Origin of the sequence: Paracoccus sp. SCN 68-21 (genome assembly GCF_001724535.1) — a bacterium.
Taxonomy (GTDB): domain Bacteria; phylum Pseudomonadota; class Alphaproteobacteria; order Rhodobacterales; family Rhodobacteraceae; genus Paracoccus; species Paracoccus hibiscisoli.
Genome location: NZ_MEES01000001.1, coordinates 75,541 through 94,270 on the forward strand (window position 1 = coordinate 75,541; position 18,730 = coordinate 94,270).

At 67.7% G+C, this 18,730-nt stretch carries 22 protein-coding genes; 13 read left to right on the plus strand and 9 right to left on the minus strand.

What is annotated here, in order from left to right:
* From ABS73_RS00375 to ABS73_RS00395, 5 genes are all read right to left on the minus strand, one after another.
* Nucleotides 1-558, minus strand: coding sequence for a HupE/UreJ family protein (locus tag ABS73_RS00375; RefSeq protein WP_277022861.1), 558 nt, complete (start codon nucleotides 556-558; stop codon nucleotides 1-3).
* A gap of 8 nt (nucleotides 559-566) precedes the next feature.
* Nucleotides 567-881: an urease subunit gamma gene (locus ABS73_RS00380; protein ID WP_046000035.1), complete on the minus strand. Its 315-nt coding sequence runs from the start codon at nucleotides 879-881 to the stop codon at nucleotides 567-569.
* Between the two features lie 2 nt (nucleotides 882-883).
* Nucleotides 884-1,699, minus strand: coding sequence for an urease accessory protein UreD (locus tag ABS73_RS00385; RefSeq protein WP_277022856.1), 816 nt, complete (start codon nucleotides 1,697-1,699; stop codon nucleotides 884-886).
* A gap of 135 nt (nucleotides 1,700-1,834) precedes the next feature.
* Complete coding sequence (locus ABS73_RS00390) at nucleotides 1,835-2,590, minus strand: GNAT family N-acetyltransferase (protein ID WP_277022854.1); 756 nt, start codon at nucleotides 2,588-2,590, stop codon at nucleotides 1,835-1,837.
* A 117-nt stretch (nucleotides 2,591-2,707) separates the two neighbouring features.
* Nucleotides 2,708-3,817: an AI-2E family transporter gene (locus ABS73_RS00395; RefSeq protein ID WP_277022851.1), complete on the minus strand. Its 1,110-nt coding sequence runs from the start codon at nucleotides 3,815-3,817 to the stop codon at nucleotides 2,708-2,710.
* A gap of 151 nt (nucleotides 3,818-3,968) precedes the next feature.
* On the opposite strand from ABS73_RS00395, the gene ndk reads away from it, so the two are divergent.
* The 5 genes from ndk to dps all read left to right on the plus strand — a co-directional run bounded on the left by ndk (nucleotide 3,969) and on the right by dps (nucleotide 7,273).
* Nucleotides 3,969-4,391: a nucleoside-diphosphate kinase gene (gene ndk, locus ABS73_RS00400; protein ID WP_136856299.1), complete on the plus strand. Its 423-nt coding sequence runs from the start codon at nucleotides 3,969-3,971 to the stop codon at nucleotides 4,389-4,391.
* 141 nt (nucleotides 4,392-4,532) lie between these two features.
* Entirely contained in the window at nucleotides 4,533-5,459 is a 927-nt protein-coding gene (gene fabD / locus ABS73_RS00405; RefSeq protein WP_277022847.1) for an ACP S-malonyltransferase, read from the plus strand.
* 60 nt (nucleotides 5,460-5,519) lie between these two features.
* On the plus strand, nucleotides 5,520-6,257 hold the full coding sequence (gene fabG, locus ABS73_RS00410; RefSeq protein ID WP_277022844.1) for a 3-oxoacyl-ACP reductase FabG: 738 nt from the start codon (nucleotides 5,520-5,522) through the stop codon (nucleotides 6,255-6,257).
* A gap of 169 nt (nucleotides 6,258-6,426) precedes the next feature.
* Nucleotides 6,427-6,660 carry an acyl carrier protein gene (locus tag ABS73_RS00415; RefSeq protein WP_136856302.1) on the plus strand — a complete coding sequence of 78 codons (234 nt, stop codon included), beginning with the start codon at nucleotides 6,427-6,429 and terminating at the stop codon, nucleotides 6,658-6,660.
* A gap of 139 nt (nucleotides 6,661-6,799) precedes the next feature.
* The gene (gene dps / locus ABS73_RS00420; RefSeq protein WP_277022836.1) at nucleotides 6,800-7,273 is read left to right on the plus strand and encodes a DNA starvation/stationary phase protection protein Dps; all 474 of its coding nucleotides are present in this window, start codon (nucleotides 6,800-6,802) and stop codon (nucleotides 7,271-7,273) included.
* A 21-nt stretch (nucleotides 7,274-7,294) separates the two neighbouring features.
* On the opposite strand, the gene ABS73_RS00425 is transcribed toward dps, so the two are convergent.
* Nucleotides 7,295-8,113 carry a sulfotransferase family protein gene (locus tag ABS73_RS00425; RefSeq protein WP_136856304.1) on the minus strand — a complete coding sequence of 273 codons (819 nt, stop codon included), beginning with the start codon at nucleotides 8,111-8,113 and terminating at the stop codon, nucleotides 7,295-7,297.
* Between the two features lie 168 nt (nucleotides 8,114-8,281).
* Between ABS73_RS00425 and ABS73_RS00430 the strand changes: the two genes are divergently transcribed.
* Nucleotides 8,282-9,859, plus strand: coding sequence for a DUF5928 domain-containing protein (locus ABS73_RS00430; protein WP_277022833.1), 1,578 nt, complete (start codon nucleotides 8,282-8,284; stop codon nucleotides 9,857-9,859).
* A gap of 11 nt (nucleotides 9,860-9,870) precedes the next feature.
* Complete coding sequence (locus ABS73_RS00435) at nucleotides 9,871-10,245, plus strand: HIT domain-containing protein (RefSeq protein ID WP_277022831.1); 375 nt, start codon at nucleotides 9,871-9,873, stop codon at nucleotides 10,243-10,245.
* 13 nt (nucleotides 10,246-10,258) lie between these two features.
* Here ABS73_RS00435 and ABS73_RS00440 read toward each other — a convergent pair whose 3' ends face one another.
* Nucleotides 10,259-11,182: an ABC transporter ATP-binding protein gene (locus ABS73_RS00440; RefSeq protein ID WP_277022828.1), complete on the minus strand. Its 924-nt coding sequence runs from the start codon at nucleotides 11,180-11,182 to the stop codon at nucleotides 10,259-10,261.
* A 148-nt stretch (nucleotides 11,183-11,330) separates the two neighbouring features.
* Between ABS73_RS00440 and ABS73_RS00445 the strand changes: the two genes are divergently transcribed.
* Nucleotides 11,331-11,519, plus strand: a complete 189-nt coding sequence (locus ABS73_RS00445) for a zinc-finger domain-containing protein (protein WP_136856373.1) — start codon at nucleotides 11,331-11,333, stop codon at nucleotides 11,517-11,519.
* Nucleotides 11,520-11,572: 53 nt separating this feature from the next.
* Here the strand turns inward: ABS73_RS00445 and ABS73_RS00450 are convergent, their stop codons facing one another.
* The gene (locus ABS73_RS00450; protein WP_277022825.1) at nucleotides 11,573-11,755 is read right to left on the minus strand and encodes a DUF2256 domain-containing protein; all 183 of its coding nucleotides are present in this window, start codon (nucleotides 11,753-11,755) and stop codon (nucleotides 11,573-11,575) included.
* Nucleotides 11,756-11,834: 79 nt separating this feature from the next.
* Here ABS73_RS00450 and polA point away from each other — a divergent pair, with 79 nt between their 5' ends.
* Nucleotides 11,835-14,633, plus strand: coding sequence for a DNA polymerase I (polA, locus tag ABS73_RS00455; protein WP_277022821.1), 2,799 nt, complete (start codon nucleotides 11,835-11,837; stop codon nucleotides 14,631-14,633).
* A 7-nt stretch (nucleotides 14,634-14,640) separates the two neighbouring features.
* Here the strand turns inward: polA and hemN are convergent, their stop codons facing one another.
* Nucleotides 14,641-15,996 carry an oxygen-independent coproporphyrinogen III oxidase gene (gene hemN, locus ABS73_RS00460; RefSeq protein WP_277022819.1) on the minus strand — a complete coding sequence of 452 codons (1,356 nt, stop codon included), beginning with the start codon at nucleotides 15,994-15,996 and terminating at the stop codon, nucleotides 14,641-14,643.
* Nucleotides 15,997-16,070: 74 nt separating this feature from the next.
* Between hemN and fnrL the strand changes: the two genes are divergently transcribed.
* The 4 genes from fnrL (at nucleotide 16,071) to queE (ending at nucleotide 18,663) form a co-directional block, all read left to right on the plus strand.
* A complete protein-coding gene (gene fnrL, locus ABS73_RS00465; RefSeq protein ID WP_277022925.1) occupies nucleotides 16,071-16,787 on the plus strand; it encodes a transcriptional regulator FnrL in 717 nt (238 codons plus the stop codon).
* Between the two features lie 96 nt (nucleotides 16,788-16,883).
* Nucleotides 16,884-17,591, plus strand: a complete 708-nt coding sequence (gene queC, locus ABS73_RS00470) for a 7-cyano-7-deazaguanine synthase QueC (RefSeq protein ID WP_277022817.1) — start codon at nucleotides 16,884-16,886, stop codon at nucleotides 17,589-17,591.
* A complete protein-coding gene (queD, locus tag ABS73_RS00475; RefSeq protein WP_136856313.1) occupies nucleotides 17,591-17,944 on the plus strand; it encodes a 6-carboxytetrahydropterin synthase QueD in 354 nt (117 codons plus the stop codon). The genes queC and queD overlap by 1 nt, the downstream gene beginning before the upstream one ends.
* A complete protein-coding gene (queE, locus tag ABS73_RS00480) occupies nucleotides 17,941-18,663 on the plus strand; it encodes a 7-carboxy-7-deazaguanine synthase QueE (protein ID WP_277022814.1) in 723 nt (240 codons plus the stop codon). Before queD ends, queE begins: the two co-directional genes overlap by 4 nt.
* The last annotated feature ends 67 nt before the right edge of the window (nucleotides 18,664-18,730 follow it).

Genomic DNA, 18,730 nt, shown 5'->3' on the forward strand with positions numbered 1-18,730 from the left:
TCACGCCACCGCCAGCGCGACGCCCGCCAGCGCGGTGCCGCCGCCCAACACGCGCAGCTCCAGCCCGCGCGACAGCAGGCGGCCAAAGGCGATGCCCGCCAGATGCAGCGCCATCGTCGCCAGCGCAAAGCCCGCCGCATAGAGTGGCAGGCCGGTCGCCGGACCCTCGGCCCCATGCGCCCAGCCATGCGCCGCGCCAAAGACCGCGACCATCGGCAGCAGCGCCGCCATCGGCAGGCGCGCGGCCATCGCGACCAGCACGCCCAGGATCACGACCGAGGCCAGGATCATCGGCTCGACCGCCGGAAAGCCCATGCCGCCCGCGCCCACAGCCCCGCCCGCAAGCATCGCGCCCACGAAGGTCACCGGCAGCGCCCAGACCGCGCGCCCGCCCAGCTGCGCCGCCAGCAGGCCAAGCGCCACCATCGCCAGCAGGTGATCGGCGCCCCCGACCGGGTGGGCCAGCCCGTGCATGAACTGTGCCTCATCGTGGACATGGCCGGGATGGGCCAGCGCGGCCGAGGGCAGCAGGATGGCGGCAAGCGTCAGGGGTTTCATCAGGGCGTTCATTCTGCGGCCTCGCGGATGGGGTGGTGGACGGTGACCAGCTTGGTCCCGTCGGGAAAGGTCGCCTCGACCTGGACGGATTCGATCATGGCGGGGATGCCGGGCATGCACTGATCTGCGGTGATCACATGCGCGCCCGCCTGCATCAGGTCGGCGACGCTGCGGCCGTCGCGCGCGCCCTCGACCACGTAATCGGTGATCAGGGCGATCGCCTCGGGGTGGTTCAGCTTGACGCCGCGGGACAGGCGCCCTCGGGCGACCATGGCGGCCACCGAGACCAGCAGTTTCTCGCGTTCGCGGGGGGAAAGGTTCATCGTCAGACCTGCCAGATGCGGGGAAGGGGATCGGGGCGCAGCACGCGCAGCAAACGGTTGATTTGCCTCCGCAGCGGCCAGCCATCGGCGGCCAGCAGGCGGATGACCAGGCGTCCGGGGGGCGCGCTGGCGGCGGCGGTCACGCCGGGTTCGTCCAGAACGGCGCGGGCGGCGGCCAGCCGGTCGGGCGCGTCATCCGCGATCATCGCCAGCGTGGCCAGCGCGGGGGCAGCGCCGGTCAGGGCGGGGCCTGCAAGACGGGCCAGCGCGTCATCGTCCAGCGCCAGCGCGTCGTGATGGATCACGCGACCCGCGCGGCGCACCACGCGGCGGTCGCGCAGGTGCAGGCGGGTCGGGCGTTCGCCCATCGCCAGGCGGCCCAGGACCAGCATCTCCAGCAGCAGGCAGCCCGCGCCGGGGGCCAGGTCCACGGCGGTGTCCCGCTCCAGCCGGGCATTGTCGTAGAGGATCGTCTCCTGCGGCAGCCAGTCCAGCCAGCCCCCCGCCCCCACGCTCAGCGCGACCGACGCCCGCGCGGGTGCGCCCGTCGCGCGATAGGCGCGTTCGGCGGTCTGGCTGGTGGCCAGCGCCCGCGTGCCCGCCCGCAGATCGACGGCAAAGGACAGCCGGTCGCCCGATGCCAACCCCCCGGAGGTGTTCAGGAACACGATCTCGGGCAGGCCCGCGGTCATGCGGGGCAGCATCGCCTTGGCCGAGCCGCGCTGTGCCAGGTCGATCAGGCCGCGCGGTCCCATGACCACATGCGCCGCCCCTTGGCTGCGCTGCATGCGGATCGCTGTGGCACCGGTGTCGAACATGCAGGCAAGGGGCGCCGCGCCGGGGGCAAGGTCAATCGCCGCGGGGGGGATTCCTGCCATGCGGACAGGCAGGATGCGGCGTTCTGCCTGCGGATTAGGCAGGATGCCCGTCGCTGCGGCGGTCCCTGCGTGGCGCTACTCCGCCAGCGCGTGCAGCAGGCGGCGGCGGGCGGGGGGAATGGCGCGGATCTCGACCCCGGTAAAAACGTGCATGGTCTTGAGCGCGTGGTCGACCACCGCATGGTCGCTGACCCAGCCCCCCATCGCCAGATAGCTGCGCAGCAAAGGCGGCATCGCGGCCATGGCCTGCCGGGGGTCGGGCTGTCGCAACCGCAACGCACGGGCAAAGCGGAACACGTCCGGCGCCTTGACGCGCGGCCACCAAGCGCGCGGCGCCAGGTGGCGGTCCTTGAGCATGGCAAAGGCCTCGGCATGGGCCTCCGGCTCACAACCGGTGAAGCTGGAGCAGCCGAACAGCATCTGCGCCCCCGATTCGTCGATAAAGCGCGTCAGCGCCCCCCAGGCCAGCCGGATCACGTCGGGGTCGTGACAGTCGGGATGCAGGCAGAACCGCCCCATCTCGACCATGGGGCCGTCGAACCGGCCAAGCGCCGCCAGATCATAATAGCGGGCCGAATAGCTGCGCGCGATCTGGCTGCCATCCGCCAGCGGCAGGAACCGAAAGCTGCAGACCAGCTGGCCGGTCTGGACATCCTCGATCAGCATGTGGCTGCAATCGGCGTCCAGCTCGTCCAGCTCCAGCGCGTGACCGTCGTCGGGGGTGCCGGTGCGGGCGACGAAGGCCAGCCAGCGCAGCCGCTGAGAGGCGCGCAGGTCATCGGGCGTATCGGCCAGGCGGGCGCGGTATCGGCCCTTGCAGTACGGTTGCATCGCGCGACCCCCGGTCTGTGTCGCGCCACCATAATCCGTTCATGTGTCGAAATCACGAACAGCCTTGCGGGTCGGGCCGGGAAAGATGCCCGGCTGCTGCGCCGCCGGGCAGAGCGCTCAGTCCAGGCGGTCGCCCAGCACGTCCTCGACATAGATGCGGCGGATCAGCAGCATCGCCACGATCAGCAGCGGCGTGGCCAGGATCACCGCGATCAGACCGAACAGCGACCCGATGCCGACGATGGCCAGAATGGTCAGCGCGGGCGGCAACTGCACGGCATAGCGCTGGATCAGGGGCATCAGCACCTCGCCCTCGAACAGCTGGATGATGGTGAACAGGATCGCCACATAGATCGCCGTGTCCAGCCCCTGCGGGGCCGAGACGACGACCGCGATCGCCCCTGAGAAGAACGGCCCGATGATCGGCACGATGTTGGTCAGGCCCGCGATCACCGCCAGGATGAAGGCCAGCGGCACGTCCAGAAGCCACAGCCCGATCCCGGCCAGCAGTGCCACGACCAGCATGTCGACCGCCTGTCCCGCCATCCAGCGGCCCAGATTGGTCCCCAGCTCGTCCAGGATCTGCGCGGCGCGGCCACGGCGGCGCAGCGGGACCAGCCGGATCGCCCCGGCGCGGTACAGGTCCGCCTCCATCGCGACATAGAGCGACAGGATCAGCAGCACGAAGACCGATGACAGGCTGCCCAGCACCGAATTCAGCCCGCCCAGCACCATCGAGAACACGCCCGGCAGACGCTCGGCCAACTGGGCGGCGTTCTCGCCCATGGTGGAGGCCTCCTCTCCGTCCTGGATCTGCTCGATCACGGTGTCGGCCATGGGCAGCGACTGCAGCCAGTCCTGCACTGCGTCCCAGGATTGGGGCAGGGCAGAGATCAGCTCGCGGAACTGTTCGGCCACGGCGGGACCGGCCAGCCGCACCAGCAGCACCACCGCCCCCACCACGCCCAGAAGCACGACCAGCACCCCCAGCTTGACGTTCAGGCCCAGCAGCCGGTTCAGCCCGCGCGCCCCGGCCCTGAGCGCGATGGCGATCAGGATCGCGCCAAAGGCCATCAGCAGCAGGTCCGACCAGAGCCAGGCCGCCGCCAGGATCACCAGGATCGTGACCGCCGTCACGATCGTGCCGGGGGTGATCGCGGTGCGGGGCGGCAGCGCGGCATGGGGGGACGGGGCGGCCGGCGTCGGGGCCGGATGAAGGTCTGTCATGGTCGCTCCTGCTGGGTTCGGGGGAACAAGGCCCTTGGGGCGGGCGGGGTTCCGCCGATGCCGCGTGGCTTGCCGCAGGCGGGCAAGCCTGCTAACCGGACCCCGATCATATTCAGCGCGGGTTTTCCCGCCAACAGACAAGGTGACCATCATGGCGATCGAACGCACCCTTTCCATCATCAAGCCCGACGCGACCCGCCGCAACCTGACCGGCAAGATCGCCGCCAAGTTCGAGGATGCCGGCCTGCGCATCGTCGCGTCCAAGCGCATCCACCTGTCGCCCGCCCAGGCCGGCAAGTTCTATGAAGTCCACAAGGACCGCCCCTTCTATGGCGAGCTGGTCGAGTTCATGGCCTCCGAGCCGGTCGTCGTGCAGGTCCTGGAGGGCGAGAACGCCATCGCCAAGAACCGCGAAGTGATGGGCGCCACCAACCCGGCCAATGCCGATGAGGGCACCATCCGCAAGGAATTCGCGCTGTCCATGGGCGAGAACTCGGTCCACGGTTCGGACGCCGCCGACACCGCCAAGGAAGAGATCGCGTTCTTCTTTTCGGGTCTGGAACTGGTCGGCTGAGGCCCATCCGGTCCGACTGATCGTCTGCAAAGGGGCCCCTGCGGGCCCCTTTTCTTTGCGGATGCGGCATGGGCTGTCGGTTGCGGCAGGGGGCGGCACGGGCTATGCCGGGCGGCAACGCAACGATTTCAGGGGGGTGCCATGCGGGCATTCGTGTTTCCGGGGCAGGGCGCGCAGACCATCGGCATGGGGCGCGAGCTGGCGCAGGCCTATCCGGCCGCGCGCGCGGTGTTTGACGAGGTCGACGAGGCGCTTGGCGAGCGTCTGTCGGCGCTGATCTGGGAGGGGGATGCCGACACGCTGACCCTGACGCAGAACGCCCAGCCCGCGCTGATGGCGACCTCGATCGCGGCGTTCCGCGCGCTGGAGGCCGAGGGGTTCGGCATCACTGATGCGAGCTTTGTCGCGGGCCATTCCCTGGGCGAGTATTCGGCGCTGTGCGCGGCAGGGGCGCTGACCCTGTCGGATACCGCGCATCTGCTGCGCCTGCGCGGACAGGCCATGCAGGAGGCCGTCCCGGTCGGCATCGGCGCGATGGCCGCGATCCTGGGCCTGGATTTCGAGACCGTGGACCGCATCTGCCGCGAGATCGGCGGCGAGGAGGTCGTGCAGGCCGCCAATGACAACGACCCCGCGCAGGTGGTCATCTCGGGGCACAAGGGGGCGGTCGAGGCCGCGGCCGAGGCGATGAAGGCCGCGGGCGCCAAGCGGGCGCTGATGCTGCCGGTGTCGGCGCCGTTCCATTCGGTGCTGATGCAGCCCGCCGCCGCGGTCATGGCCGATGCGCTGGCGGGCGTGGACATCCAGGCCCCCGCCGTGCCGCTGATCGCCAATGTGCGCGCCGAGGCCGTGACCGAGCCCGGCGCCATCCGCCGCCTGCTGGTCGAGCAGGTGACCGGCACCGTACGCTGGCGCGAGTCGGTCGCGAACATGGCCGATGCCGGCGTCACAGAGTTCTGGGAGATCGGCGCGGGCAAGGCGCTGTCCGGGATGATCAAGCGGATCGCCAAGGACGCGGCGGTGCGCAATGTCGGTGCGCCGGGCGATCTGGCGGTGCTGAAGGGGTGAGGGCGGACCGGGGCGCTGCCCCGGACCCCGGGATATTTTCATGAAGAAGAAAGGGCGGCTATGTTCGATCTGACGGGAAAGACCGCGCTGGTGACGGGCGCTTCGGGCGGGATCGGCGGCGCGATCGCCGAGGCGCTGCATGCCGCGGGCGCGACGGTGGCGCTGTCGGGCACGCGCGAGGAGCCACTGCGCGATCTGGCCGAGAGGCTGGGCGCGCGGGCGCATGTGGTGACCGCGAACCTGGGCGATGCGGAATCGGTCCTGGCCCTGCCCAAGGCTGCGGCCGAGGCGATGGGGTCTGTCGACATCCTGGTCAACAATGCCGGGATCACGCGCGACAACCTGTTCATGCGCATGTCGGATGACGAATGGGCGCAGGTTCTGGACGTGAACCTGACCAGCACCTTCAAGCTGTCGCGGGCGGTCCTGCGCGGCATGATGAAGGCGCGCTGGGGGCGGATCGTCAACATCACCTCGGTCGTGGGGGCCACGGGCAATCCGGGGCAGGGCAACTATGCCGCCGCCAAGGCCGGTGTGGTCGGCATGTCCAAGTCGCTTGCCTATGAGGTTGCCAGCCGCGGCATCACCGTGAACTGCGTGGCGCCCGGGTTCATCGCCACCGCGATGACCGACAAGCTGACCGAGGATCAGAAGGGCAAGATCCTGACCCAGATCCCGGCGGGGCGCATGGGCGGTCCTGAGGAGATCGCCGCGGCGGTCCTGTATCTGGCCAGCCCCGAGGCGGGCTATGTCACCGGGGCCACGCTGCATGTGAATGGCGGCATGGCGATGGTCTGACCTCTGTGCAGCGCCGCCACGCGGGGCATTAACCCATGCGAAAGCGGTTGCATGAGGGTTCATGGGTGCTATATCCCCGCCTTTAGCAGCAGGGGAACCGCCCTGGGCTGAACCGGACCGTCGTGTCCGCGAAAAACTGGGCGGATGCCCGCGAGAATGAGGATATGACATGAGCGATATCGCTGATCGCGTGAAGAAGATCGTGGTCGAGCACCTGGGTGTCGACGAGGACAAGGTGGTCGAGACCGCTTCGTTCATCGACGATCTGGGTGCCGACAGCCTCGACACCGTCGAGCTGGTCATGGCGTTCGAGGAAGAGTTCGGGATCGAGATCCCCGATGACGCCGCCGAGACCATCCAGACCGTCGGCGACGCGGTGACCTTTATCAAGGGCGCGGTCTGATCCGACCCGACCGACCGCGCAGCCTGCGTGGTGGACATGACGGCGCCCCCGCAAGGGAGGCGCCGTTTTTCATGTCGCAGGAACCCCGCCGCCGCGATCCGTGTTGTCAGCGCGAACCCAAAGGAAAGGGAATCGCACGATGGCCGTGAACGTGAAGGGGCTGACCGACAACGCCCGCAAGACCGCTGTTTCCGAACTGAACGCCCGCCTGGCCGATGGACTGGCCCTGTCCATGGCCATCAAGCAGGCGCATTGGAACGTGAAGGGCATCAATTTCATCGCCGTGCACGAGCTGTTCGACACCGTCCACGCCAATCTGGAGGCGCATCTGGACGTCTTTGCCGAGCGGGTGCAGGTGCTGGACGGGGTGGCGATCGGCACCGCCGAGGCCGTCGCCAAGGCGTCCACGCTGAAGGAATATCCCACCGATCTGGTGAAGTCGGCCGACCACATCCGGGAAATCTGCGCCCGGATGCGCGATCACGGCGAAAAGCTGCGCGCCGCCATCGATGTCACCGACGAGGCGGGCGATGCCAACACGGCCGATATCTTTACCGCCGCCTCGCGGACGGCGGACAAGGATCTGTGGTTCCTGGAGAGCCATCTGGAATAGGATGGCGGAAACGGGTGACGCCTAGCGGCCCAGCTTGGCGTGCACCTCGTTCAGGTCGACCTCGGCCAGGGGCATCTTGTTGTCCGGGTTGTCGAAATCGTATTTGAACAGCTGGAAGTCGTCCTTGTAGATCTCCCAGATCAGGTGGCGCGACAGGTCGTCGAAATAGTCGCTGACCTTGTGCGCGCGCTTGGGGCCGTGCCCTTCGGATTCGTTGAAGCGGGGGACTTGCGTCAGATCGACCGGGACGGGTGTCTCAGCCTGGGCCAGGACCTTGTCCATGCCCTCGTTGAACGCCTCGGTGAAGAAGATCTGATCGTATCGGCCGCCATTCACGATGAAGGTCGAGATATGGCCCGACATGGCCGACCAGTGGATGTCCGGCTCCATCGGCTTGCGAAAGCGGACGGTGTCGCGCGCGAACAGCAGGAACCGGCGAAAGCTGGCGATCTGGTCGAAATCGAACCCGTTCTCGGCCGTGCCGACATCGATGCCATAGCGTTGGATCAGCTGCGGGACCAGGTTGCCGCGATAGCGGCGGCCGTTGCGCTGGATGCCGGCGATCTTGTCGAAGAACGACGACAGGATGCGCGCATAGGGGTTGCGGACGCAGGTGAAGGTCACCCCGGCATGGGCACGCACCGCACGCTCGATCGGGTCGTGGCTGTGGTCCTGGGCCCATTTGTGCATGCCGTCGGTCGAATCATGGATATCGCCGTCGAAGAACCGACCGTGGTCGGAGTAGAACATGATCTGGCCGATCGTGGAACATGCGCATTTCGGCACGACCCGATAGATCATGCTTTCGCTTTCCGTCATCCAAACGCCGGGAAACCCCATTCTGATACTCACTCCGTTCGCGCGCAGCGGCACTGAAAGGCAGCGTCGGCTGGCAGACCTGCTTGTCCCACCACAAAAATTGGTTACACACACAAAGCAAAACCGACAGACATTTTCAACGCCTTACGACCAATTGCGCGTAAACAGTCACCGGGGACCACGAAGACCATGGCACGCATCGCCTTCATCCTGTTGACGCACAAGGACCCGCAGGGGGTCATCGACCAGGCGCGCCGCCTGACCGCGACCGGCGATTTCGTGTCCATCCATTTCGACAAGCGCGCGCCCAAGGCATTGTTCCAGCAAATCCGGGACGCGCTTGGCGACCATCCGGGCGTGACCTTCGCGGCGCGGCGGGTGAAATGCGGATGGGGGGAATGGTCGCTGGTGGCCGCCACCCTGGAGGCGCTGCGCGCCGCCGAGGCGGCCTTTCCGCAGGCCACGCATTTCTACATGCTGTCGGGCGATTGCATGCCCATCAAGTCGGCGGAATTCGCCCATGGTTTTCTGGACGCCGAGGATTGCGACTATATCGAAAGCTTCGATTTCTTCGAGAGCGACTGGATCAAGACCGGCATCAAGAAAGAGCGCCTGATCTATCGCCACTGGTTCAACGAGCGCACGCACAAGTGGCTGTTCTATACCAGCCTGGAAATGCAGCAGAAGTTCGGCCTGGCGCGCCCCGTGCCGCGCGATCTGCAGGTGATGATCGGGTCGCAATGGTGGTGCCTGCGCCGCCAGACCGTCGAGGCCGTGCTGGAACTGATCAGCCAGCGCCCCGAGATCCCGCGCTTTTTCGCGACGACCTGGATCCCGGACGAGACCTTCTTTCAGACGCTGGTGTCCCATGTGGTGCCCAGAAAGCAGATCCGCACCCGCACGCTGACCTTTCTGATCTTCAGCGATTACGGGATGCCGGTGACGTTCTACAACGACCACTATGATCTGCTGCTGCGCCAGGACTACCTGTTCGCCCGCAAGATCAGCCCCGAGGCGCTGGACCTGCGCGCCCGTCTGGGGGCGTTGTGGCAGGCCGAGGGGCACGCCTTCAGCATCGCGGCCGAGGGGCGTCGGCTGTTCAGCTTTCTGACCGGGCGGGGGCGCATTGGCCGCCGCTTCGCGCCCCGGTTCTGGGAGACCGACAGCAGCCTGGGCGCCGAGCGCGTCGTCCAGATCGTGGTGGCCAAGAAATGGCACATCGCCAAGCGCCTGACCGCCGCCATCCGGGCCGCGACCGAGGTGCCCGCCGTCGATTACGTGTTCAACGAACAGGACGCCAACCTGCCCGACATGGGCGGCGTCGCCACATCGGTCGGCAAGCGCGAGCGGCATCGCCGCGCGCTGGTCAAGCTGATGTTCGAGCAGTTCTCCTCGGACCGGCTGGTGTTCTGCGTGGACCCCTCGGCGCTGAGCCTGATCACCGATTTCAACGCCGACCGCGCCGAGACGCGCATCCTGTTCGTCGACACCCGATTTGACGACGATTACGTGCGCGGCCATATGGGCCGGGTCGGGCTGATCAGCCCCGGCGCGCCGGCCGATATCGTGGACCGGCTGCTGCCCGTCGTGCGTTCGGACCTGGAGCACGAGGCCGACCGCCTCAAGGAGGCCGGGTTCCGCCATCTGGTCACCATCTCGGAAACCGCCGGGACCGACCGCAACGCGGCGGCGCTGGCGGCGTTTCTGGGGGTGAGCCCGGAACAGGCCCGCCACCTGGCCGAGACGCCGCATCTGTTTGCCGACTGAAAGGACGCCCCATGGCCTATGACGACACCAACATCTTCGCCCGCATCCTGCGCGGAGAGATCCCGAACGACACCGTCGCGGAAAACGATCACGCGCTGGCCTTTCGCGACATTGCGCCCAAGGCGCCCAGCCATGTCCTGGTGATTCCCAAAGGCCCCTATGTGGCCTTTGACGATTTCGCGGCCAATGCGTCCGAGGCCGAGATCGCGGGCTTCATGCGGCTGTGCGCGCAGGTCTGCGCAATGGAGGGGGTCTCTCTGGACCGCGGGCAGGGGTTCCGCGCCATCACCAATGCGGGCCGCGATGGCGTGCAGGAGGTGCCGCATTTCCACCTGCACATCCTGGGCGGTGCGGTGATGGGGCCCATGATCGGCGCGCGCGACTGAAGCCGGACGGCAGTCAGTTCCGGGTCAGCTCGACAAAGACATCCTCCAGGTCGGGCTGTTCGGTCGCCACGTCCAAGATCGGCACGCCCGCAGCGCGCAGCGCGTCCAGAATCTGGTCGGCGCGCAGGCGGGACGGGGGATAGGTGACGGCCAGCCGCCCGTCGGGGCGGATCTCGGAGCGGCAGCCCTGGGGCAGGGGCGGGACGGGGACGGCGCCGCCCGTGTCCAGCACCAGCGTCTTGCCATCGGTGCGCGACAGCAGGTCCTGGGTCGTCTGGCGCACCACCACCTGGCCGTGGTTGATGATGGCGATCTGATCGCACATCTGTTCGGCCTCCTCCAGGTAGTGGGTGGTCAGGATGATCGTCATGCCCTGTTCGTTCAGGCGGCGGACGTTTTTCCACAGCATTTCGCGCAGGGTGATGTCGACGCCGGCGGTGGGTTCGTCCAGCACCAGGATATGCGGGCGATGCACCAGCGCCTTGGCCAGGAGCAGCCGCCGCTTCATCCCGCCCGACAGGGAACGGGCATAGGCATTGGCCTGATCGGTCAGGCCCACCAGCGCCAGCAGCTCATCGGTCCATCGTTCGGATTTCGGCACGCCGTATAGGCCCGCCTGGACCTCCAGGCTGGCGCGGGGCGAGAAGAACGGGTCCATGTTCAGCTCCTGCGGCATGACCCCGATAGCGGCGCGCGACTGGCGCGGGTTCACGTCCTGGTCGAACCCCCAGATGGACACCCGCCCTGCGGTCTTGTTCACCAGGCCCGCAAGGATGTTGATCAGGGTGGACTTGCCCGCGCCGTTCGGGCCCAGCAGGCCAAAGATGCTGCCTGCGGGGATGGTCAGGTCGACACCCTTCAGCGCCTCCTTGGCGGGGGCGTTGCCCTGGGCGGCATAGGTCTTACGGAGACCCTGGATTTGGATGGCATCGGGCATGGGGCGTTCCTTAGCAGAGCTTGCGAAGGCAGGCGGCGCTGCGCTAATGGGGTTAGACCAGATGAAGCACGCCGCCACAAGAAGGCCAGCCATGACGCAGCACGTGACGCCCGAGACCCCGCTGTCGACCGAAACCGGACCCGAGGCGCTGAGCCGCCCGGCCCCGGTGACCGAGGTCGTGACCCGCTGGCGCGTCAGCTGCGACGGCGATGACGGCGCGGGACTGGGCCATCCGCGCGTCTGGCTGGCGATCAGCCCCGATCTGGGGTTCGTCGATTGCGGCTATTGCGACAAGCGGTTCGTGATCGACCGCGATCACGCCGGCGACGATCACTGACGACGAGATCGTCCCGACCCGCGTCGGTTTGCCGCCCCCCATCGAGGGGGCCGTCAAACCGGGGCGGCGCGGCCGCCCGGCGCATCGCCGCGGGCCTTGCCCTTGCCCCTGCAGCGGTCCGAGCAGTAGCGGACATTGTCCCAATCGCGTTCCCATTTCTTGCGCCACGCGAACGGCAGCCCGCATGCGGCGCAGATTTTCGTGGGCAGGTCGGATTTGCGGCGCATCTTTGGCATGGCGGTTCTGGGGCATCCTGCTGGAAGATCGGTCCCGGTCGTGGCACAAGGCGGCCCTGACCAGCAAGGATAGGTGATCATGGGCGAGCGTTTCGGCAAGGGCTGTCATCTGCATCTGATCGACGGATCGGCCTTCATCTTTCGCGCCTATCACGCGCTGCCGCCGCTGACGCGGAAATCGGACGGGCTGCCGGTGGGTGCGGTTGCGGGGTTCTGCAACATGCTGTGGCGCTATGTGCAGACCGATGACGGGCACACCGCGCCGACCCATGCGGCGGTGATCTTTGACCATTCCTCCAAGACCTTCCGCAACGAGATCTATCCCGCCTACAAGGCGCAGCGCCCCGAGCCGCCCGAGGATCTGCGCCCGCAATTCCCGCTGACCCGCGACGCGACCCGCGCCTTCAACATCGCCTGCATCGAGACGCAGGGGTATGAGGCCGACGACATCATCGCGGCCATGGCCTGCGCCGCGCGGAATGCCGGGGGCACCGCCACGATCATCAGCAGCGACAAGGACCTGATGCAGCTGATCGGCGATGGCGTCGACATGCTGGACCCCATCAAGAACAAGCTGATCGGCCCGGACGAGGTGTTTGAGAAGTTCGGCGTCGGTCCCGACCGCGTCGTCGACGTGCAGGCGCTGGCCGGTGACGCGGTCGATAACGTGCCGGGCGCGCCGGGCATCGGCATCAAGACCGCGGCACTGCTGATCCAGGAATACGGCGATCTGGAGACGCTGCTGTCGCGCGCCGAGGAGATCAAACAGCCCAAGCGCCGCCAGACGCTGATCGAGCATGCCGAGCAGATCCGCATCAGCAAGCGGTTGGTGCAACTGGATTGCGACACGCCTCTGGACGTGACGCTGGAGGCCCTTGAGGTGAAGGCGCCCGATGCGGACCGCCTGCTGGCCTTCCTGTCCGAGATGGAGTTCCGCACCCTGACCAACCGCGTGGCTGAGAGCCTGGGGGCCGAGGCTCCGGCGATTCAGGCCGCGCCGGTCAGCGATGCGCCCGCCGCCCCCGACCAGCCTGCGATCGACGTCGCGAGCTATGAGACCGTGACCACGCCCGAGGCCTTGGACGGCTGGATCGCCGCGATCCGCGAGGCGGGGCAGGTGGCCATCGACACTGAGACCACGGGTCTGGATGAGATGCAGGCCGATCTGGTCGGCATCAGCCTGGCGGTCGCGCCGGGGCGGGCCTGCTATATCCCTCTGGGCCATGTGGCGGGAGGGGACGACCTGTTCGGCCAATCCGCGCGGGTCGAGGGGCAGCTGGACCCAGCGACCGTCCTGGCTGCGCTGAAGCCGGTGCTGGAGGATGTCTCGGTCCTCAAGATCGGGCAGAACCTGAAATACGACTGGAAGATGCTGGCCCGCCATGGGGTTCGGATGGCCCCGGTCGCCGACACGATGCTGATGTCCTATGCCCTGAATGCGGGCACGCATAATCACGGCATGGACGAGCTGGCCGAACGCTATCTGGGCCACAAATGCATCCCCATCAAGGAGTTGATCGGGTCTGGCAAAAGCCAGATCCACTTCGGCCAAGTCGCTATCGACAAGGCCGCGCCCTATGCGGCGGAGGATGCGGATGTCACCCTGCGCCTGTATCAGCATTTCGCGCCGATGCTGCCGGTGGAGAAGGTCTCGACCGTCTATCACACGCTGGAGCGCCCGATGATCCCGGTACTGGCGGAAATGGAAATGGCGGGCATCCGCATCGACACGGATGTGCTAAAACGCATGTCGAACGTCTTCGCGCAGAAGATGGCCCAGCTGGAAGATGAGATCCACGGCCTGGCGGGCCAGAGCTTCAACATCGGCAGCCCCAAGCAGCTGGGAGAGATCCTGTTCGACAAGATGGGTCTGGCGGGCGGCAAGCAGGGCAAGACCGGGGCGTTCTCCACCAGCGCCGACGTGCTGGAGGATCTGGCCGCCGAAGGGCATGACCTGCCCGCGCGGGTGCTGGACTGGCGCCAGATCAGCAAGCTGAAATCGACCTATACCGATGCTCTGCCCACCTATGTGAATGCGGAAACGGGGCGGGTGCACACCAGCTATTCGATCACCGGGGCGCAGACGGGGCGGCTGTCCTCGACCGAGCCGAACCTGCAGAACATCCCGATCCGCACCGAGGAGGGGCGCCGCATCCGCCAGGCCTTCATCGCGCCGGACGGCTACAAGCTGGTCGCGCTGGACTATAGCCAGATCGAGCTGCGCATCCTGGCGCATGTGGCCGATATCCCGGCGCTCAAGCAGGCGTTCCGCGACGGCATCGACATCCACGCCATGACCGCCAGCCAGATGTTCGGCGTCCCCGTCGAGGGGATGGACCCCATGATCCGGCGCCAGGCCAAGGCGATCAATTTCGGGGTGATTTATGGCATTTCGGGCTTTGGGCTGTCGCGCAACCTGCGCATCCCGCGGGCCGAGGCGCAAAGCTTCATCGACACCTATTTCCAGCGTTTCCCCGAAATCCGCGCCTATATGGACAAGACCGTCGCCGATGCGAAACAGGACGGATATGTGACCACCCTGTTCGGGCGGCGCATCAACACCCCGGGCATCAACCAGTCCGGCCCCGCCGCAGGGGGCGCGCGGCGCGCGGCGATCAACGCGCCGATCCAGGGGGCGGCGGCCGACATCATCCGCCGCGCGATGATCCGTATGCCGGATGCCATTGCCGATCTGCCTGCGCGGATGCTGCTGCAGGTGCATGACGAACTGGTCTTCGAGGTCCGCGAGGATGCCGCGGACGATCTGATCGCCCGCGCCCGCGCCGTGATGGAGGGTGCGGCCGAGCCGTCGGTGCGGCTGTCCGTGCCGCTGGTCGTCGATGCGGGCCAGGGCGCCACCTGGGCCGAGGCGCACTGACCCAGGCTCAGACGGCGGCCGAATGCCCCCCTTCGGGGGCGGCATAGGCGTCCAGCGCCTGCGCGATCAGCCGCGTCAGGGGGCGTGCCTCGGGCGGGATGACCAGCGCGCCGTCGCGCAGCGCGACCGCCGGGCCGAACCGGTCCAGCAGCGGCGCCAGAATGCGGGCCTGCTGGTCCGGGGTCAGGCCGAATCGCGCCTGGATATCGGCGGGGTCGATGCGGAAATCGCACATCAGCGCCTCGATCATGCGGCCGCGCCAGCCGTCCTCGGGGCCGAAGGCATGGCCGCGTGTCACCGGCACGTGACCCGCGCGTACCGCCGCCAGCCAGGCCCCCGTCGCCGGCGCGTTCTGCGCATAGCCCTGCGGATAGCGCGAGATGGACGAGGCCCCCAGGCCCAGCAGAACCTCGGCTCCGTCATCGGTATAGCCTTGGAAATTGCGCCTGAGCCGCCCCTGATCGGCAGCCCGCGCCAGACCGTCAGCCGGTCGCGCGAAATGGTCGATGCCGATCTGGCGGAACCCGTCATCCAGGAACAGCGCCCGCGCCGTGTCGAACAGCGCCAACCGCGCCTCTCCGTCGGGCAGCGCGGCCTCGGGGATCATCACCTGCCGCCGCGACATCCACGGCACATGCGCATAGCCGTACAGCGCGACCCGGTCGGGCGACAGCGCCAGCAGCTTTTGCACCGTGTCGGCCATGCGCGCGCCGGTCTGATGCGGCAGGCCATAGAGGATGTCGGCATTCAGCCCGGCAATGCCGTGATCGCGAATCAGGTCGACCGCGCGGGCGGTCATCGCAAAGCTTTGCGGGCGGCCGATGCTGTCCTGGATCTGCGGGTCGAAATCCTGCACCCCGACCGAGGCCCGCGTCATCCCCGCCCGCACCAGGGCCGCCATCCGGGGGGCGTCGATCTCGGACGGGTCGATCTCGACCGAGAATTCGGCCCCCTCGCGGAACGGGAACGCCTCGTGGATAGCATCGGCCAGCAGGGCGATCAGCGCGGGCGTCAGCAGCGTGGGCGTGCCCCCGCCCCAATGCAGCCGCGACAGCGTGATGCCCTGCGGCAGCCGGGCGCGCAGCTGGCGCAGTTCGGTCAGCAGCGCCTGGACATAGTCCGCGACCGGCTTGAGGCTCTGGGTGCCCTGCGTGCGGCAGGCACAGAACCAGCACAGCCGCCTGCAGAACGGCACGTGCACATACAGCGACACGGGCGTGCCGGGGTCCAGCGCCTCCATCCAGCCGGCGACCACGGTGCCGTCCACGGTGGGGCGGAACTGGGTCGCGGGCGGATAGCTGGTGTAGCGGGGGGCCCGCGATTCAAACAGGCCCGTTCGTCTCAGTTGCGAAAGATGTTCCATGCGGCTATCACTGGGACAGGATGCGCACACCTGCCTTGACCCAGATCAACACGACGGATGCAGGGCATGGTGACATGCGCTGCGAGGACTGCCCCATCCGCTATCGCGCCGTCTGCGCCCAATGCGAGGGCGACGAGTTGGCCCTGCTGGAGCAAATGAAGTTCTATCGCAGCTATCAGGCCGGGCAGCCGATCATCTGGGAAGGCGACCGGATGGATTTCGTGGCCTCGGTCGTGACCGGTGTCGCCACGCTGACCCACACGCTGGAGGACGGGCGCACCCAGATGGTGGGCCTGCTGCTGCCAAGCGATTTCCTGGGCCGGCCGGGGCGCGACCATGCGGCCTATAACGCCACCGCCACCACCGATGTCGTGCTGTGCTGTTTCCGGCGCAAGCCGTTCGACCAGATGATGCGCCAGACCCCGCATATCGCGCATCGCCTGCTGGAGATGACCCTGGACGAGCTGGATGCGGCGCGCGAATGGATGCTGCTTTTGGGTCGCAAGACCGCGCGCGAGAAGATCGCCTCGTTCATCGCCATCATCGCGCGCCGTCAGGCCGCGTTGCACAAGAGCCGCCCCGGCGGGCGGATGCAGCTGGACCTGCCCCTGACCCGCGAGGCGATGGCCGATTATCTGGGCCTGACCATCGAGACCGTCAGCCGCCAGATCACCGCCCTGCGCCGCGACGGCATCATCGAGATGGCCGGCAAGCGTGAGGTGACCCTGCCCGATTACGACCGCCTGGTCGAGGAATCGGGCGATGACAGCGACGGCGGCACGCTGTCCTGAGGGCCGAGCGCCCCGGCTTTTCATCCCGGCACCGCTCTGCTAACAGGCGCCTTCCCGGTCGCAGCCTACCCGGGTCACAAAAACAAGGGTCACAGAATGCACACCACTCTCGTCTGCTCGGGCGGGCTGGACTCCGTCTCGCTTGCCCATGTCCTGGCCGCACAGGGTCGCCTGTCGCGGATCGTCAGCTTTGATTACGGCCAGCGCCACCGCAAGGAGCTGGATTTCGCGCGCACCTGCGCGACGCGCCTTGGGGTGCCCTTTCACCTGGTCGATCTGTCCGGCCTGGGGGCGGCGCTGTCGGGGTCGGCGCTGACCGATGATCTGGCCGTGCCCGATGGCCATTACGCCGAAGAGACCATGCGCGTCACGGTCGTCCCCAACCGCAATGCCATCATGCTGACCGTGGCCTTTGGCATCGCCGCGGCCAATGGCGACACGGCGGTCGCGGCGGCGGTCCATGGCGGCGATCACTTCATCTATCCCGACTGCCGCCCGGCCTTTACCGACGCCTTTGCCGCCATGCAGCGGGCGGCGCTGGACGGCTATGCCGATGTCGCGTTGGAGGTGCCTTTCGTCCATGCGACCAAGGCCGATATCGTGGCGGCCGGGGCGGGCGCCGGGACGCCCTTCGCGCAGACCTGGTCCTGCTACAAGGGCGGCGCGCGCCATTGCGGGCGCTGCGGCACCTGCGTCGAGCGGCGCGAAGCATTCCACCTGGCGGGCGTCGCGGACCCCACCGATTACGACGACGCCGATTTCTGGCAGGCGGCGGTCGCGGCCCATGCCGCAGGGGGGGCGTGATGTTCCGGATCAGCAAGGAGTTCCACTTCAGCGCCTCGCATCGGCTGGACCATCTGGCCCCCGACCATCAATGCGCGCGGCTGCATGGGCACAATTACATCGTCGTGGTCGAGCTGGCCGCAGCGGATCTGAACAGGGACGGCTTCGTGCGCGATTATCACGAGCTGGCGCCGCTGAAGGCCTATCTGGACGAAAGTTTTGATCACCGGCACCTGAACGACGTGCTGGACGTGCCCTCGACCGCCGAGAATCTGGCGCGCCACCTGTTCGACTGGTGCCGCGCCCGCTGGCCCGAGACCAGCGCCGTCAAGGTCAGCGAGACGCCCAAGACCTGGGCGGAATACCGGCCATGAAACCGCCCGAAAGACCCTTGCGCATCGCCGAGATCTTTGGCCCCACCATCCAGGGCGAGGGCGCGCTGATCGGCCAGCCGACGGTCTTTGTCCGGGCAGGCGGCTGCGATTATCGCTGTTCGTGGTGCGATTCGATGCATGCGGTGGACAGCGCCTATCGCGACAGCTGGGCCGCGATGGATGCGGCGCAGGTCTGGGCGCGGGTGCGCGAGCTGTCGGGGGGCCGGCCGCTGACCGTGTCGATCTCGGGCGGCAACCCCGCGATCCAGGATTTCGGCCCGCTGATCGCGATGGGCCGGGCCGAGGGATACGCCTTCGCGCTGGAGACGCAGGGCTCGATCGCGCGGGACTGGTTCGCGCAGCTGTCGGTCCTGGTGCTGAGCCCCAAGCCGCCCTCCAGCGGCGAGCGGCCCGATTGGGCGGCGTTCGACGCCTGCCTTGCGGCGGGGCAGGGGGCGGGTGCCGTGGTGCTGAAGATCGTGGTCTTTGACGACGTAGACTATGCTTGGGCGCGCGCGGTCGCGGACCGGTACCCGGGCCTGGACCTGGTCCTGCAGCCGGGGAACCCCGAGGTCGATCCCGACCTGCCGGTGGCTGCGCAGGATGTCGCGGACCGGCTGCTGTGGCTGGTGGACAAGGTCATGGCAGAGGGCTGGTTCCGGCCAAGGCTGCTGCCGCAGCTGCATGTCTTGCTGTGGGGCAACAAGCGCGGCGTCTGAATTGCGTCCCGCGACGGCGGGGGGACTGGCCGTCCCCCCGCACCCCCCTGCCGCGCCTGATCGACAG